The organism is Spiribacter salinus M19-40, from assembly GCF_000319575.2.
Taxonomy (GTDB): Bacteria; Pseudomonadota; Gammaproteobacteria; order Nitrococcales; family Nitrococcaceae; genus Spiribacter; species Spiribacter salinus.
Genome location: NC_021291.1, coordinates 1,045,655 through 1,061,096 on the forward strand (window position 1 = coordinate 1,045,655; position 15,442 = coordinate 1,061,096).

The following is a 15,442-nucleotide window of genomic DNA, read 5'->3' on the forward strand; positions in this document are numbered from 1 at the left end:
TATAAGGCGATGACAGCAACCTTTGGTCTTTCCATGCATCACGCCAAGCTCATGGTCAGCTTATTCCTGACCGCGCTTTTCATCAGTAACCCGGTCGCCTCGCAGGCGGATGAGACGCGGCTCGAGGTGGGCTACATGCCGATCTTGCCGGTTGCCCAACTCTTCGTGCTGGAGGAAGCTGGCTGGGCCGAGGACGCTGGGCTCGAGCTTGAACTGACCCGATTCTCAAGCGGCCCAGCAATGGTCCAGGCCCTGGCCTCGGGGGAGCTGGACGTGATGTATTTTGGCATCGGGCCTGCCATGGTAGCGCGCTCACAGGACGTCCCAATTCGAGTCCTCGCGGCCAGCATTCAAGAGCAGATCGGCCTGGTGGCGCGCGGCACGCTCGCTGACAGCTTTGCAGCGCACAACGGTGATGCCAAAGCCGCCATCGCGGCGTTCACCGAATCCGAAGGCAAACGCCCGCGCCTTGCAACCTTTCCCCAAGGATCTGTGCCAGATACCGTTCTTCGCCATTGGCTGATCGAGGTGCTGGGGATTGGGACAGATGCCGTCGATATCGTGTCCATGGGGGCTGATCGAGTTCAGCAGGCGCTGCTGGCCGGTGCGGTCGATGGCGCCTCAATCCTCGAGCCGATTCTTACCACGGTACAAGAGCGTGTAGACGGTGCTCGGGTTGTCGCCCGGGCGGATGCCATGCTCCCCGGCCAACCCGGTGCCGTTCTCGCCGCTCGGGAAGCGGCGATCCGTGAGCATCGTGACGCGCTAGTCGATCTGCTCGCGCTGCACATTCGGGCAACTGAACAGTTGAATGCCCACCCGGACGAGACGGCGCCTTATGTACGTGCATTCGTTGGCCAACGTCTTATTCCCGAGGCCACCGTGGCACGCGCCCTGCGCTCACCCGCATCCAACTACGTGGCCGACCCGGAGGCCATTCGAGAGGGAACGCAGCGGATGCATGATTTCCAGATTGCTCAGGGCAGTCTTGGCCGCGCCGTCAATCTCGATGCCTTATTCGAAATTTCCCTCTACGAGCAAGCCCTGGAAGCGACCCCGGATGATGACTAGACGACGGCGTCTACTGGCCAGCCTCACTGGACTGGTCGGGTTCCTTGCGCTGTGGGAACTGACGCTCCGTGCCGGGCTGCTCCCGGGGGCGCTGGTGCCCCTGCCCTCAGCGATCCCCGCGGTTCTCGTGGCCGAAATCAACGATGGCATCTGGCAGACCATGGTGTTTTCGAGCTTTCAGCACTACGGCATCGGGCTGCTGATTGGCTCCAGCCTGGGCATCCTGGTCGGGGTTTGCGCAGCACTACTGCCCACGTTTAATGCGCTGCATGCCTGGCTGGCGCGTCTACTTCGACCTATCCCACCACTTGCATGGATTCCGTTCGCGATCATCTGGTTCGGCATTACGCCGACGGCCGCGGCTTTCATCATCAGCATCGGTGTGTTCTGGATTAATTACTTCGCCAGCTACAGCGCCGTAGAGGCCATTGACCCGGGCTATGACGAAGTCGCGGCTGCATTTGGGCAGGTCCGTCTATTTGCCAGACTGTTCAAAATCACGCTGCCAGCCGCCGCTCCAGGCATCCTCGGTGGGCTGCGGGCTGGCCTCGGACAGGGCTGGATGACCGTCGTTGCCGCCGAGCTGTTTGGCATCACGGGCATCGGTCAACGCATGATGGAGGCGTCAAGTCTGCTGGCCACCGATGTGGTGGTTGTCTACATGCTCACGATCGCTGGACTCTATGCCCTCATCGATGCGCTATTCGTCTCGATTCAACGCTATCTGCTGAGATGGCAGCCATGAATCACCATGCTCAGCCGGTACTGCGTGCCCACGGGCTTGCCGTTGGGTTTGATAATCAGTCCGTATTGACGGATGTCACCTTCGATTTGCCCGCACAGTCCCTCATCGCCGTCGTCGGACCCTCTGGTGTTGGCAAATCCACGCTCCTGCGCGCCCTGGCTGGCCTGCTCCCGCCACTGGCGGGCACCGTGGATCGCCCACCCGACAGCGACCCGGGCACGCGGCCCTGGTCCATGGTTTTTCAGTCGCCGCGTCTGCTGCCCTGGCGGCGGGTTCGAGCCAATGTCGAGCTGGGCCTCGAGGGCTTGGCGCTGAGTCGGGAGGAACGCCGCCAACGCGCTGAGCGCTACCTCGAGCAAGTCGCCCTTGCGGATTATGCGGATCGCTGGCCACACAGTCTCTCGGGCGGACAACAACAGCGTGTCGGGTTGGCTCGGGCGCTGGCCGTGCAGCCGAAGGTCCTGTTCATGGACGAGCCTTTCTCGGCTTTGGATGCGATCACCCGCCGGCGACTGCAACAGGCACTGGTGGATCTGCGCCGGCAGACACCAGCGGCCATCGTCTTTGTAACGCATGATATCGAGGAGGCTGCCGTGCTCAGCGATCGGATCATCGTACTCGGTGATCATCCGCAAGGCGGGCCGGCTCATGTCCGTGCGCAGCAAGCGGTCGAACTGCCCCTTGAGGCGCGGCGAGACCACTCGGGCTTTCGGCCATTGATCCAGGAGATAGAGGCGCTCATTCGCACGGGACCTCGCGCATCGACCGCTTATTCGGAGCACCAGGCCAATGACACTGCAGGTCGTTTTTCACGCCCCTACGGCTGAGGCCCTCACGCGGGCCCGGCGTAATTTGTTGAACTTTCGAGCCGCCGAGCCTGATGCCAGGCTGCGACTCATCGCCAATGGCCCAGCCGTCCCGGCGGCTTTGGATATTCCGGATCCCGAGACGGATCCCTACCTGCGTGTGTGTTTGAACACGCTGCAGACATTGGGCCTGGAAAACACCCGTGGCCTCCCTGAAGTGGCGGCTGGTGTTGTTGAGCTCGCCCGGTGCCAAGCGAACGGCTGGCAATACATCCGGGCCTGACCCCACAATGGGGTATGCGACTGACCAGTCCCGAATTCAGTGACGGTGGCGAGCTGCCGTGGACTATGTCCGCGGCGAATGAAAATCGCATGCCGGCGCTCGAACTCCATGAGGTGCCTGAAGGCGCAGAAAGTCTCGCACTGGTATTGGAAGACCTGGACTCACCCGTGGGTGCGCTGACGCATTGGCTCGCCTGGAACCTGCCACCCGACACCACCCATCTCGATGCCCTGACGTTTCCCGGGCATGGGCGCATTGGGTTGAGCGCTTTCGGCAAAATCGGCTATCTCGGCCCCACACCCCCAGAGGGGCGCCATATCTACCGCTTTACGCTCTCCGCGCTTGATTGCATGCTGGACTTGCCTCAGGGAGCCACCCGCAAGCAGTTCCAAGCGGCGGCAAAAAATCATGTGATGGCTTGGGCGACGCTCGAGGGCAGTATCGAGCGCAGCGGTAGCCAGGGCTAACGGATGGCTGAGACACGCCGAGCCAACGCGTTCTTTGCCACGGTTAACCCGACGGTCTTCATCGCCTCGACGCTCATCATTGGGGCATTCGTCGCCTTGGGGATCCTGGCGCCAGAGACCGCAGAGCAGTTGTTCAGCCGCCTGCACGCCCTGATCACAGAATACTTTGGCTGGAGCTATCTGCTCGCGGTTACCTTCTTTCTGGGCTTTTTGCTGTGGTTGGCATTCAGTCGGTTCGGCTCGATACGCCTTGGCCAACCCAGTGACCGGCCCCAGTTTCGTTTCAGTGCCTGGTTTGCGATGTTATTCAGTGCCGGTATGGGCATCGGCTTGGTGTTTTGGGGCGTCGCCGAGCCGGTCCTGCATTATCAGAACCCACCGACTGGGGAGGGCAGCACGCCAGAGGCCGCCCGACAGGCGATGATTTACAGCTACTTCCACTGGGGGCTCCACGCCTGGGCGGTTTATGTGGTGCTGGGCCTGTCCGTGGCCTACTTCAGCTTTCGGCATGGACTGCCGCTCACGATTCGCTCGATTTTCTACCCGCTGCTGGGCGATCGCATCTACGGTCCCATCGGCCATGTCATTGACGTGTTGGCGGTGTTCGGCACGCTATTTGGACTGGCGACATCACTGGGCTTCGGTGCCATGCAGCTCAATACCGGGTTGAATGTGCTCGTTGGCCTGCCCGTTTCCCATTGGATCCAGGTGGGAATCATCGGCTCGATCACGGGCCTGGCCGTTATCTCGGTCCTCTCCGGCCTGGATCGCGGGCTGAAATGGCTTAGCCTGTTCAATCTAGGCCTCGCGCTTTCATTTATGGCCTTTGTCTTCGCGGTGGGGCCGACCCTGTTTTTGATTCGGTTTTTCCTGGACTCCGTCGGTGGCTATTTTCAGCAGATTATCGGCATGAGCCTGCACACCGGCGCCGTCGAGGGCTCGGCGTGGCAGGAAAACTGGACCATGTTCTACTGGGGCTGGTGGATTGCCTGGTCACCCTTTGTCGGAATCTTCATTGCCCGGATCTCCCGCGGGCGCACGATTCGTGAGTTCATCGTCGGTGTTCTGGCGTTGCCGAGTCTGTTCGTGTTTGCCTGGATTACCGTGTTTGGCGGTACGGCACTGCATCTGGAATTGTTCAGTGAGGGCGCCGGCATTGCCGAGGCGGTGAACCGGGATACCACGGTGGCGCTCTATGTCACACTGGCGGAATTGCCCTGGTCGACACTGTCGTCCGGACTGGCCACCCTGCTAATTGGAACCTACTTTGTGACGTCATCGGACTCAGGCACGTTTGTTGTCGACGCGCTTGTCTCGCGCGGCGCCCGGCGATCACCGCGACGCCAGCGGGTGATCTGGGGCATTACGGAGGGGGCAGTGGCGGCGACACTCCTGATTATGGGCGGCGAGCAGGCCCTGGAAAGCCTGCAGACCGGCGCCCTGACCGCTGGGCTCCCCGTGGCCATGATCCTGATCGTGTGCTGCTTCAGCCTGCTGCGAGCCCTGCGGCGTGAATACCAAGTCCCCGGCGTAACACCCGCTGCATCATGACCGATACCCCAATCGTTATCATAGGCGCCGGCCTCGCCGGCCTTACCGCGGCCCGCACCATCCAGGCCGCCGGCATTAAGCCCATCGTACTCGAGGCGTCTGATCGCCTGGGTGGGCGAATCGATTCGCTCCGCGCCGAGGATGGGCAACCCCTGGCTGACCTCGGCCCGTCCTGGGTCTGGCCACCCTTTCAACCCGCCGTGCCGCGCTGGCTGGACGCTCTGGCGGTCGAATCGTTTGATCAGTACGACGCGGGCGATGCCATTCTGGATGGCTTCGAGGACACCCCGATCCGACAGCCGCTGCCCGGACAGTACGGCATGGCCCGCCTCGTCGGTGGGCCGAGCGCCCTCGTCAAGGCGATGGCCGCTGGTTTATCCGATGGCGTTGTGCAAACACAGAGCCCGGTGTCGGCGGTGCGTCTGCAAAACGATGGATCACTGCGCATTGAAGGCGACAACGGATTGGCCCTCAGTGCTGATCGGGTCATCCTGGCGGTACCGCTTCGTCTGGCCGCCGAGCGCATCATCCTGCCCGATGCCTTGCCAGATCGCCTGCGCGAGGAGCTAAAGAAAACGCCGACCTGGATGGCCGCGCAGGCCAAGGCTGTCGTTCGTTACGAGCGGCCCTTCTGGCGTGAGCGTGGCCTATCCGGGCGCATTGCAAGCCGTCAGGGACCGCTCTTCGAAGCCCATGACCACACCAGCGCCCGGGGTGATGCCGCGCTTTTCGGCTTTGTCGGTACCCCGGTGGGGCATCGCGACCCGGCGTTACTCGAACAGGCCATCCTGGCTCAGCTTGAGCGCTGCCTGGGCCCAGAGGGTGGCCGACCCGTCGAATTGCGGGTCAAGGACTGGGCCAAGGACGAATGGATCTGCAGTGAGGCCGATCGCACCGGCCCGCAAGCGCATCCCAATGTCGGCTCCGAGCGCCTCCGCAGCGGGCATCTGGATCATCGACTCTGGTTTTGCGCTGCAGAGACCGCCGCACAGAGCCCCGGACTCATCGAAGGCGCGCTACTCGCCGGCGAAGCCGCCGGTCACGCGGCTAGCGCAGGGCTGCGGCGTGATGCCGCAGGTGATCAGCAATAAACGTCGCAATAAAGAAATACGAATGATCATAGCCAGGCTGTCGACGTAACGTCAGTGGCACGCCGGCCTCCCGACAGGCCGTCTCCAGTGCCTCGGGACGCAGCTGGCCATCCGCCAGGAAGTTGTCCGCTTCCCCCTGGTCGACCAGCAAGGACAACTCGCTCCCGTGTTCGCGAATCAATTCACTCGCATCCCAGGCTGTCCAGGCCGCTGGATCGTCGCCCAGATAACCACTGAATGCCTTCTGCCCCCAGGCGCATTGAGTCGGGTTGGCGATGGGCGCAAACGCCGAGACGCTGGTGTACTGCCCCGGATTGCGCAGGGCGCAGACCAGTGCACCATGACCGCCCATGGAATGACCGCTAATGGCGTGTCGCCCGTTCAGCGGCAGGTGTTCACCCACCAGAGCGGGGAGTTCTTCTGTCACGTAGTCGTACATGCGGTAGTGCGCGTTCCACGGCGCCTGGGTTGCATTGACGTAAAACCCGGCCCCCGAGCCAAAGTCATAGCGATCATGCTCACCCGGTAAATCGGTTCCGCGTGGGCTCGTATCCGGGGCGATAATGGCCACGCCCAACTCCGCAGCAACGCCGTGCGCCCCCGCCTTTTGCATGAAGTTCTCGTCGGTACACGTCAGCCCCGAGAGCCACCAGAGTGCAGGCACTCGCGTGCTTTCGGCCTGGGGTGGCAGATACACGGCAAAGATCATCTCGCAATCGAGCACCGCCGAGCGATGGCGATAGCGCCGATGCCAGCCACCAAAGCTGCGGTTCTCGGCAATCAGTTCAAGCGCATCAGACGGCATGCAGTCCAGTCTCCCAGTTATCAGTAATGCAGGACCGTACGAATGCTCTCGCCTGCGTGGAGCAGGTCGAATGCCTCGTTGATCTGCTCGAAGGGCATATCGTGGGTAATGAACTCATCTATCCGGATTTCACCGTTCATGTAACGATCCACATAACCCGGTAGCTCACTGCGGCCTTTCACGCCACCAAAGGCCGATCCACGCCAGACCCTGCCGGTCACCAACTGGAACGGCCGCGTCGCAATTTCCTCACCGGCTCCGGCGACACCGATGATCACGGACTCTCCCCAGCCCTTGTGACAACACTCCAGCGCCTGGCGCATGACATTCACATTGCCGATGCATTCAAACGAGTAGTCCACCCCGCCATCGGTGAGCTCGACAATTACCTGCTGGATGGGGTCGTCATAGTCTTTCGGGTTCACAAAATCAGTGGCGCCGAACTGCCCAGCGAGCGTGAATTTGTCCGGATTGACGTCAATCGCAATGATGCGCTCCGCCCCGGCCATCTGCGCCCCCTGGATCACGGCCAGTCCGATCGCGCCCAGACCAAACACGGCCACAGTGGACCCGGCCTCGACCTTGGCCGTGTTCATGACCGCGCCGATGCCGGTGGTCACACCGCAGCCGAGCAGACAGATCTTGTCCATGGGCGCGTTCTCGGACACCTTCGCCAGCGAGACCTCGGGCAGGACGGTGTACTCGCTGAACGTCGAGGTGCCCATGTAGTGATGCAACGGTTTGCCATTCAGTGAAAAGCGCGACGTGCCATCGGGCATAACGCCCTTACCCTGCGTGGCGCGTACCGCACTGCATAGGTTGGTCTTGCCCGACCGGCACATCTTGCACTCGCCACACTCCGCTGTGTAAAGCGGAATCACGTGATCACCGGGCCGCAGACTGGTCACGCCCTCCCCGACTTCCTGGACGACGCCAGCGCCTTCATGACCCAGTACGGACGGGAAGAGCCCCTCCGGATCAGCGCCCGACAGTGTGTAGGCATCGGTATGGCAAACACTGGTCGCCGCGATTTGGACGAGCACCTCACCCTGCCGCGGTCCTTCAACATCGATTTCTTCGAGGGCCAGGGGCTTACCCGCCTCGAATGCCAGGGCAGCACGTGATTTCATGAACGGTCTCCTGCTTTCAGTTTGTGGCGCAGAGTGTAGGGATCGACCCGCGGTGACGCCATAGCGCATGCTGTATAAAGCAGTATGCTTTCATGTCGCCCGGCCTGAGGAAGTCCATGACCCCGGCAGCCCCCGCCTTCGCCCGTTATATCGGCATCGACTACTCCGGGGCCGGCACACCACAGACTGGTTTGACCGGGCTACGGGTTTATCGCGCCGGCTTCGCTGCACTGCCCGAGGAGATTCATCCGGACTCCGGCGGCAGCAAATACTGGAACCGGGCGGCCCTCGCGGAGTGGCTGGCCGACCGCCTGGCCGAGCCTGTGCCTACGCTGGTCGGCATCGACCACGGCTTTTCGTTTCCCGAGATCTATTTTGAAACGCATGGCCTGCCTGCGAACTGGCCAAGTTTCATCGAGGACTTCTGTGCCCATTGGCCCACAGATCGCGCCGGACTACGCGTGGATCAGGTGCGCTATGGGAGCGCTGGCGCGGGCGTCGAAAGGGCGGGCAACCCGCGCTGGAGACGCCTGGCCGAGCAGCGCATCGGCGCGAAATCCGTCTTCCACTTCGACGTCCCCGGCTCGGTTGCCAAATCAACCCATGCCGGCCTGCCCTGGATACAGCATGTGCGCCGACGGGCTGGCACGCGTTTGCACTGCTGGCCATTCGACGGCTGGACCATCCCGGCGGGGCGCTCGGCGATTGCCGAGATTTACCCGGCCATCTGGAGCGCAGACTATGCCCGCGAGGACCGCACCGGCGATCAGCACGACGCCTACGTGGTCGCCGCCGCTCTGCAGACGGCCGATCGCAACGGCACACTTACCGCACTACTCCAGCCTGAACTGGACGCAGAGACCGCGCGCATCGCGAATATCGAGGGCTGGATCCTCGGCGTAACCTAGCCGCCTTAGCGATTGCGCAGGCGTTCGAGCTCGGCTGCCACCTCATCCAGCACACTGGGGTCATCGATGGTGGCGGGCATATTCCAGGCCTCTTCGTTTGCCATGCTCCGCAAGGTCCCACGTAGGGTCTTGCCAGATCGCGTTTTGGGCAAACGCTTGACGACCGCGCAGTGTCGGAACGCTGCCACGGGGCCGATCTGGTCACGCACACACTGGATAAGCTCAGCCACGAGTGCAGACTCATCACCGCTGAATCCGCTGTTCACCACCACCAGGCCCATCGGTATCTGGCCCTTGAAGTCATCCTTAACCCCAAACACCGCGGCCTCAACCACCTCGGGATGGTTGCTGAGCACCTCCTCCATGCCGCCGGTGGACAGACGATGTCCGGCGACATTAATCACATCATCGATGCGGCTCATGATGTGCACATAGCCATCGGTATCGATAATCCCCGAGTCACCGGTCAAATAGTGCCCAGGGTAGTGGCTTAGATAACCGTCGCGATGACGCGCTCGATTACCCCAGAGCGTTAACAATGTGCCCGGTGGCAGCGGGAGGCGTATGGCGATGTTGCCTAGCTCACCCGCGGGCATATCCGTGCCAGCCTCATCCAGCGCGCGCACGTCATAGCCCGGCATGGGCCGGCCCGCGGCACCAATTTTCACCGGCAGCGACTCAACACCGAATGGATAGCCGGCGATCGCCCAGCCAGTCTCGGTCTGCCACCAGTGATCGAGCACCGGCACACCAAGCGTGCGCTCGGCCCAACGCACGCTGTCGGGGTCAGAGCGCTCACCCGCCAGGAAAAAGGCCCGCAGCGACTGGATGTTATGTGCAGCAATGCCCTCGCCCTCAGGGTCTTCCTTTTTAATGGCCCGCAGTGCCGTGGGTGCCGTAAACAATGCCTTGGCACCGGTCTCTTCCACGACACGCCAGAATGCGCCGGCATCGGGCGTACCAATCGGCTTGCCCTCATAGAGCACGGTCGTCGAGCCATTAATCAGCGGGCCATAGACGATGTAGGAATGCCCGACAACCCAGCCCACATCGGAGGCCGTGAACATGACCTCTCCCGGGGCCACGCCATAGACATTCGGGAGTGTCCATTGCAGCGCCACCGCATGGCCGCCGTGATCACGCACGATGCCCTTGGGCCGACCGGTCGTGCCTGAGGTATAGAGAATGTAGAGCGGATGGTTGGCATCAACTGACACGCACTGCGCTGGTGCAGCCGCCCCAACGGCCGCCTCCCAATCGTGATCGCGATTCGCCACAAGGGTGCAGGGCTGGGTGGGCCGCTGCAGCACCAGGCATTGCTCCACCCGGTGATCGGCAAGCTCGATGGCTTGATCGAGTAGCGATTTGTAATCCACCACCCCACTGGGCTCGACACCACAGGAGGCCGACAAGATGACACGCGGCGTTGCATCATCGATGCGCTTGGCAAGCTCGGGCGCGGCAAAGCCGCCAAAGACCACCGAGTGGATGGCTCCGATGCGCGCACAGGCCAGCATCGCCATCGCTGCCTCCGGCACCATTGGCATGTAGACGATCACTCGGTCACCGGCCTCAACCCCCAAATCCCTTAGGGCACCGGCAAGTCGAGCCACCTGATCCTGCAAGTCACTGTAGGTGTACTGGGCCTTCTGCCCGGTCACCGGGCTATCCCAGATCAGCGCCGTCTGATCACCGCGACCAGCCGCCACATGCCGGTCAATCGCGTTGTAACAGGTATTGAGGCGCCCCCCCGCAAACCAGCGGTAGAACGGCGCATCGCTATCATCCAGCACCCGATCCCACGGCTGGTCCCAGTCAATGGCCTGTGCCTGCTCGCCCCAGAAGCCTTCCGGGTCTTTGAGTGAGCGCTCATACAGCTCATCGTAGCGCTTGGTCATGGCCGTCTCCTCTCCTCGTTATCGCTGCTTCTCACGCCAGAGCCACATGCCCTCGGCCGTGAGCCAGATGTCCTTTCCGTAGGCTTTAATGTAGGCCGACCAGTCGGCTCCAGTGGTTAGCCAGTCGTACCAGACTGTCTGCAGTCGACGCTCCAGATCGTCTACCGAGTCCGCGGCCCAGGTAGCCTCGATGCCGGCATCCAGCATGGCCTCAAGCGTCGCGGCGACGCTGGCCACCTCCGTAATCAGGGGGAAATGCGCTGGGGCCACCTGGGCGGGGGCAGACTGGACGATGCGCGCGAGCGTGTCGCGGTAGGCCTCGGGTTTGAACTGGGGCGGGGGTACCACCGGTACAACAAAGGGAGCGCCCTCGTCTCCAAACCCCGGATAGCCAGCCCCGAAGGCATCGCCCGCAATGAACTTGCCGCTGTCGTGATCAAGCAACCCGAGCTGGTGCCAGGCGTGCCCCGGGGTGTAGACCACCTCCAGCGTCCGCCCACCGATCTGCAGTACGCGGCCATCATCCAGCGGCTCCACGCGATCCGCCGCCACCGCGGTGACGGGGGTGTATTCGCGGTCGAAGAATGCATCACCGTAAAGCGCGCGCACGCCCACCTCGAGCTGAGACGGATCCACCATGTGATCAGCGCCCGAGGGATGAACGCCAAGCCGCGCTTGAGGAAGGGCCTGCATCAGCGCACCGGCACCTCCGGCATGGTCAAGATGGACATGGGTTGGGATGACGTAGGCGACGTTATCGGCCGAACAGCCCAGTACCTCAATCACCTCAAGCAGGCCGGGCACGTTGGCTGGCACACCGGTATCCAGGATAGCGACCTGTCCCTGGTCGACGAGCAGATAGACCGCCGTGTGGTTCTTACGCAGGTAGCCCGTATCGAACCGGTAAAGCCCCGGGGCGATGAGCTCCAATGCATGCCCGGCTACGCTGGCCATCATGCGCTCTCCTCCTTTTTGTCCGGCCCTTGGCCGTGGCGCTTCAGCGTCGTTGGCTAAAGCGGGTCAGCGCCCAGGCGATCAATCCAGCCGCCGTGATCTTGACTGCTGCGCCTGGCAGAAACGGCAGAATGCCGGCCATGACGGCTTGCTCCAGGCTACCAAGGAACACGGACAACCACGCCACACCGAGTGCATAAACCGCCAGGTTGGCCAGCCCGGCCGCCCCGATGGCGAATACGGGATTGCGCGCCCAGCCGCGCAAGGCCAGATGACCCGCGATCCAGGCCGCCGGCACCATTCCGAGCAGGTAGCCACCGGTGGGACCTGCGAGATACGCCGGACCACCCCCAGCGGCAAAAACGGGCAAGCCCATGAGCCCCTGACCCAGATAGGTCAACACTGTGGCCGCACCCAGCACCGGGCCGTAGACCATGCCGAGTGCCAGGACGACAAAGGTCTGCATGGTGAACGGGACCGGCCAGAAAGGAATCTCGACGCGCGCGGAGAGCGCGAGCAGCAGCGTCCCGGCGAGCACCGAGACGACTTGGCGCGTCAGACTCGCCTGTGCCCAATGGCCGATAACGGCGTGGGTTGCAGTGTTCATTAAATCCCCCTTGTACGTATTTCTATTGGCCGAAAATAGCAGAGCTGGCCGACCCCGTCAGCAACCTACCCGCCTGGCCTTGTGTGGTCTTGCCGCGGTGACGCCACCGCCTTAATCTGCGCAGCGAATTGTTTGGTCGTAAATACCTATCAGGAGAAACCCATGGATCGTCGTGGATTTATCAAAGGCGCCGGCACCGGACTCGTCGCCGCCAGCGCCGTCAATGCCCCAGCTGTGATTGCCCAGCCCACCCGGTTTAGGCTGAACATGGTCACGTCCTGGCCGGCCGCACTCGATAACTTGTACGGCACAGCGGAGTACTTCGCCGAGCGTATCGAGGCAATGACGGATGGGGACGTGCAGGCGCGAACCTCGCCAGGTGGAGCCGAAGTTGGCGCGCTCGAGGTCTACGACGCCGTGTCGAATGGCGCATTCGAATGCTGTCACACCGCGCCTTACTACTTCATTGGCAAGAACCCGGCACATGGCTTTTTCACGGCGCTGCCCTTTGGCATGACCATGGAAGCCCAGAACGCCTGGATGGTCAGCGGCGGCGGTCAGGCGCTCTGGGACGAGCTGAATGCCAAGGACAACCTCATCGCCTTCCCGGGCGGCAATACCAGCGCACAGTGCGGTGGTTGGTTTAACGTCGAGGTGAACAGCCCGGATGACCTCAATGGACTGCGGATGCGCTTCCCGGGGCACGGCGGTCGGGTGATGGCCAAGGCTGGCGTCAACATCCAGCAACTGCCGGGTGGTGAAGTGTTCACCGCCATGGAGCGCGGCGCACTCGACGCCGCCGAATGGGTCGGCCCATACGACGACCAGATCCTGGGAATGCAGGACGTCGCCCAGTATTACTACATGCCGAGTTGGGCAGAGCCGAGCGCCATGCTCGGCTTCTATTTCAACCTCGATGTCTGGAACACCTTCCCGGCCGATATCCAGGCCCAGATCCGCGCCTGCTGCGCCGAGGCCAATGCCTGGATGGCGGCGCGCTATCTCTCCCGGAACCCGGTGGCCCTACAGGAGTTGCAGGACCAGGGCGTCGAGGTCCGATATTTCCCGGACTCTGTGCTGGAGGCCTTCCAGACTGGCGCGGCAGAGGTCCACGACGAGGACATGGACAACGCGGACTACGCGCGCATCTATCCGGAATGGGAGGCCTTTCGAGATCTGACGCGTGACTGGGATGCGGCGAACAGCTTCCGGTACCGCGCGTTCATCCACCGCTAATTCGCGGAGAGCGAAGGCAACCAGGTGACAATCTCTGGCACAGCGATAATGAGCCCGAGCATGAGCAGCTGGATGATGATGTAGGGCACGATGCCCCGGTAAATCGCCCCTGTCGGAATCGCCGGGGGCGTTACACCGCGCAGGTAAAACAAAGAAAACCCGAATGGCGGCGTCAGAAACGAGGCCTGCAGGTTCATCGCGATCAATACGCCGAACCAGATCGGGTCAAGGCCGAACGCCGAGGCCATCGGAGCAACCAGCGGCACCACGATGAACGTAATCTCGATGAAGTCGAGAAAGAAGCCCAACAAAAAGATCGTCAGCATCACAAACAGCACAAACCCCGCCGTTTCACCAGGCAGTGCCATCAGAAAATCCTCGACCAACCATTTCCCGCCCATGGCGCTGAAAACCGTGGCGAAAACCGTTGCGCCCACGAGGATGGTGAACACCATGGCCGTAAGCCGTACCGTTGTCTCGGCAACAGACATCAAGTTGGTCATATTGAGCTTGCCGTAGGCGAGCGCCAGCAACGTGGCGCCCAGCGCCCCCATGGCGCCGGCCTCCGTCGGCGTCGCAATCCCGAAAAAGATGGTCCCGAGTACCGCTGCGACCAGCCCTAGCGGTGGTAGCAGACAGCGCACCACGGCCCCCAGAAGCGGCCCCGTGGTCCCTATATCCTCCGCGCCAGGGGGCAAAGCCGGCGCGGCCAGGGGGCGTCGCCAGGCAACCAGCGACACCCAGACCATGTAGGCAATACCCAGCAGGATGCCCGGGCCCATGGCGCCGAGGAACAAATCGCCGACATTCACACCCATTTGATCGCCGAGAATAATCAGCACGATCGACGGGGGGATGATCTGTCCGAGCGTGCCACTGGCCGCAATGGTCCCGGTCGCCAGACGGGTGTCGTAGCCGTACTTGAGCATCACCGGGAGCGCGAGGACGCCCATGGTCACCACCGAGGCGCCCACTACACCCGTAGCGGCGGCCAGCAACATCCCCACCAGAACCACCGAGATGGCCAGACCACCCCGCAGACGGCCGAACAGCCGGCCCATCGTCTGCAACAGATCCTCAGCCAGGCCCGAGCGCTCGAGCATCGTGCCCATGAAAATGAAAAAAGGCACTGCCACCAACGTGTAGTTATCCATCACGGAGCTATAGAGCCGTTGGGGCAGGATATTCAGCCGAGCAAGGCGGAAGCTCGGCTCCCAGGGCAACGCCACGCCAAGCGAGGGCAGCCAGTCGCTGCCAATCACAATGAACAAAAGCCCTGTGCCCGCCAGGGCGAAGGCCACGGGATAACCGGTTAGCAAAAACACCAGCAGCACGGCGAACATGCCAAGGGGCAGAAACTCCGCGATCACGTCTCACCCCGCAGCCAGCTCGCTGCCTTGATGACCTGACTCAGGCCTTGCAACAGCAACAGCGTAAAGCCCACCAGGATCAGGGTTTTAATCGGATAGAGCGGCAGCCCCCCAGGGTTGGGACTGACCTCGAGCCGAGACCAGCTGCGCTCGACATAATCCAGGCCGAACACAAGCATCACGAGTGAAAACGGGATGACCACAAGCAGTCCGCCGATCAGATCGATCCAGCCTCGCGCCCGAGCGCTGAGATGGCTATGCACGATATCGACACGGATGTGGCCATCCTGGCGAAGCAGGTCACTCGCCCCAAGCAAAAAGAGCACAGCAAAGGCTTGGGTCTGTGCCTCGAGCAAGGCATTGGAGCTCAGTTGAAAGCCGATCTGCGCACCCAGATAACGACCGAATACGTTCACCACGCCGAGGGCGATCAACAACAACGCGACCCAGCGCAGTCCCAGGCCGACAGCCTCGCTGATCGCGTCAATACAATGGCTGAACGCCCGGAGTGCAGTCATAA

Annotated in this window: 16 protein-coding genes; 9 read left to right on the forward strand and 7 right to left on the reverse strand. The window is 62.3% G+C overall.

All coding sequences use genetic code 11. From position 1 onward, the window contains the following. Positions 1-9 precede the first annotated feature (9 nt). The 7 genes from SPISAL_RS05210 to SPISAL_RS05240 are packed head-to-tail and all read left to right on the forward strand — an operon-like array spanning position 10 to position 6,014. Positions 10-1,071: an ABC transporter substrate-binding protein gene (locus SPISAL_RS05210; protein ID WP_245539890.1), complete on the forward strand. Its 1,062-nt coding sequence runs from the start codon at positions 10-12 to the stop codon at positions 1,069-1,071. Beyond that, positions 1,061-1,816, forward strand: coding sequence for an ABC transporter permease (locus tag SPISAL_RS05215; protein ID WP_016353428.1), 756 nt, complete (start codon positions 1,061-1,063; stop codon positions 1,814-1,816). The genes SPISAL_RS05210 and SPISAL_RS05215 overlap by 11 nt, the downstream gene beginning before the upstream one ends. Beyond that, positions 1,813-2,643, forward strand: coding sequence for an ABC transporter ATP-binding protein (locus tag SPISAL_RS05220; RefSeq protein WP_016353429.1), 831 nt, complete (start codon positions 1,813-1,815; stop codon positions 2,641-2,643). Before SPISAL_RS05215 ends, SPISAL_RS05220 begins: the two co-directional genes overlap by 4 nt. Further along, a complete protein-coding gene (locus SPISAL_RS05225) occupies positions 2,606-2,905 on the forward strand; it encodes a DsrE family protein (protein WP_016353430.1) in 300 nt (99 codons plus the stop codon). The genes SPISAL_RS05220 and SPISAL_RS05225 overlap by 38 nt, the downstream gene beginning before the upstream one ends. Positions 2,906-2,919: 14 nt before the next feature. Next, on the forward strand, positions 2,920-3,372 hold the full coding sequence (locus SPISAL_RS05230; protein WP_016353431.1) for a YbhB/YbcL family Raf kinase inhibitor-like protein: 453 nt from the start codon (positions 2,920-2,922) through the stop codon (positions 3,370-3,372). Positions 3,373-3,375: 3 nt separating this feature from the next. Beyond that, positions 3,376-4,923 carry a BCCT family transporter gene (locus tag SPISAL_RS05235; protein WP_016353432.1) on the forward strand — a complete coding sequence of 516 codons (1,548 nt, stop codon included), beginning with the start codon at positions 3,376-3,378 and terminating at the stop codon, positions 4,921-4,923. Next, positions 4,920-6,014 (forward strand): flavin monoamine oxidase family protein, encoded by a 1,095-nt coding sequence (locus tag SPISAL_RS05240; protein WP_016353433.1) that lies wholly within the window; start codon positions 4,920-4,922, stop codon positions 6,012-6,014. Before SPISAL_RS05235 ends, SPISAL_RS05240 begins: the two co-directional genes overlap by 4 nt. Here the strand turns inward: SPISAL_RS05240 and fghA are convergent. Together fghA and SPISAL_RS05250 are read right to left on the reverse strand one after the other, a co-directional pair. Next, entirely contained in the window at positions 5,971-6,819 is an 849-nt protein-coding gene (fghA, locus tag SPISAL_RS05245) for an S-formylglutathione hydrolase (RefSeq protein WP_016353434.1), read from the reverse strand. The two genes, SPISAL_RS05240 and fghA, sit on opposite strands and share 44 nt — an antisense overlap. A 20-nt stretch (positions 6,820-6,839) precedes the next feature. Beyond that, a complete protein-coding gene (locus SPISAL_RS05250; RefSeq protein ID WP_016353435.1) occupies positions 6,840-7,949 on the reverse strand; it encodes an S-(hydroxymethyl)glutathione dehydrogenase/class III alcohol dehydrogenase in 1,110 nt (369 codons plus the stop codon). 116 nt (positions 7,950-8,065) lie between these two features. Between SPISAL_RS05250 and SPISAL_RS05255 the strand changes: the two genes are divergently transcribed. Further along, the gene (locus SPISAL_RS05255; RefSeq protein WP_016353436.1) at positions 8,066-8,857 is read left to right on the forward strand and encodes a hypothetical protein; all 792 of its coding nucleotides are present in this window, start codon (positions 8,066-8,068) and stop codon (positions 8,855-8,857) included. Between the two features lie 5 nt (positions 8,858-8,862). Here the strand turns inward: SPISAL_RS05255 and SPISAL_RS05260 are convergent, their stop codons facing one another. From SPISAL_RS05260 to SPISAL_RS05270, 3 genes are read right to left on the reverse strand one after another with little or no spacing between them, the layout of a single operon-like run. Continuing rightward, positions 8,863-10,755, reverse strand: coding sequence for a propionyl-CoA synthetase (locus SPISAL_RS05260; protein ID WP_016353437.1), 1,893 nt, complete (start codon positions 10,753-10,755; stop codon positions 8,863-8,865). Between the two features lie 18 nt (positions 10,756-10,773). After that, positions 10,774-11,712, reverse strand: a complete 939-nt coding sequence (locus SPISAL_RS05265) for an MBL fold metallo-hydrolase (protein ID WP_016353438.1) — start codon at positions 11,710-11,712, stop codon at positions 10,774-10,776. A 40-nt stretch (positions 11,713-11,752) separates the two neighbouring features. After that, positions 11,753-12,316: a biotin transporter BioY gene (locus SPISAL_RS05270; RefSeq protein ID WP_016353439.1), complete on the reverse strand. Its 564-nt coding sequence runs from the start codon at positions 12,314-12,316 to the stop codon at positions 11,753-11,755. Positions 12,317-12,478: 162 nt separating this feature from the next. On the opposite strand from SPISAL_RS05270, the gene SPISAL_RS05275 reads away from it, so the two are divergent. Further along, positions 12,479-13,552, forward strand: a complete 1,074-nt coding sequence (locus SPISAL_RS05275; protein WP_016353440.1) for a TRAP transporter substrate-binding protein — start codon at positions 12,479-12,481, stop codon at positions 13,550-13,552. Here SPISAL_RS05275 and SPISAL_RS05280 read toward each other — a convergent pair. Then, entirely contained in the window at positions 13,549-14,922 is a 1,374-nt protein-coding gene (locus tag SPISAL_RS05280; protein ID WP_016353441.1) for a TRAP transporter large permease, read from the reverse strand. The two genes, SPISAL_RS05275 and SPISAL_RS05280, sit on opposite strands and share 4 nt — an antisense overlap. Further along, the gene (locus SPISAL_RS05285) at positions 14,919-15,440 is read right to left on the reverse strand and encodes a TRAP transporter small permease subunit (protein ID WP_016353442.1); all 522 of its coding nucleotides are present in this window, start codon (positions 15,438-15,440) and stop codon (positions 14,919-14,921) included. Before SPISAL_RS05285 ends, SPISAL_RS05280 begins: the two co-directional genes overlap by 4 nt. Positions 15,441-15,442: the final 2 nt, after the last annotated feature.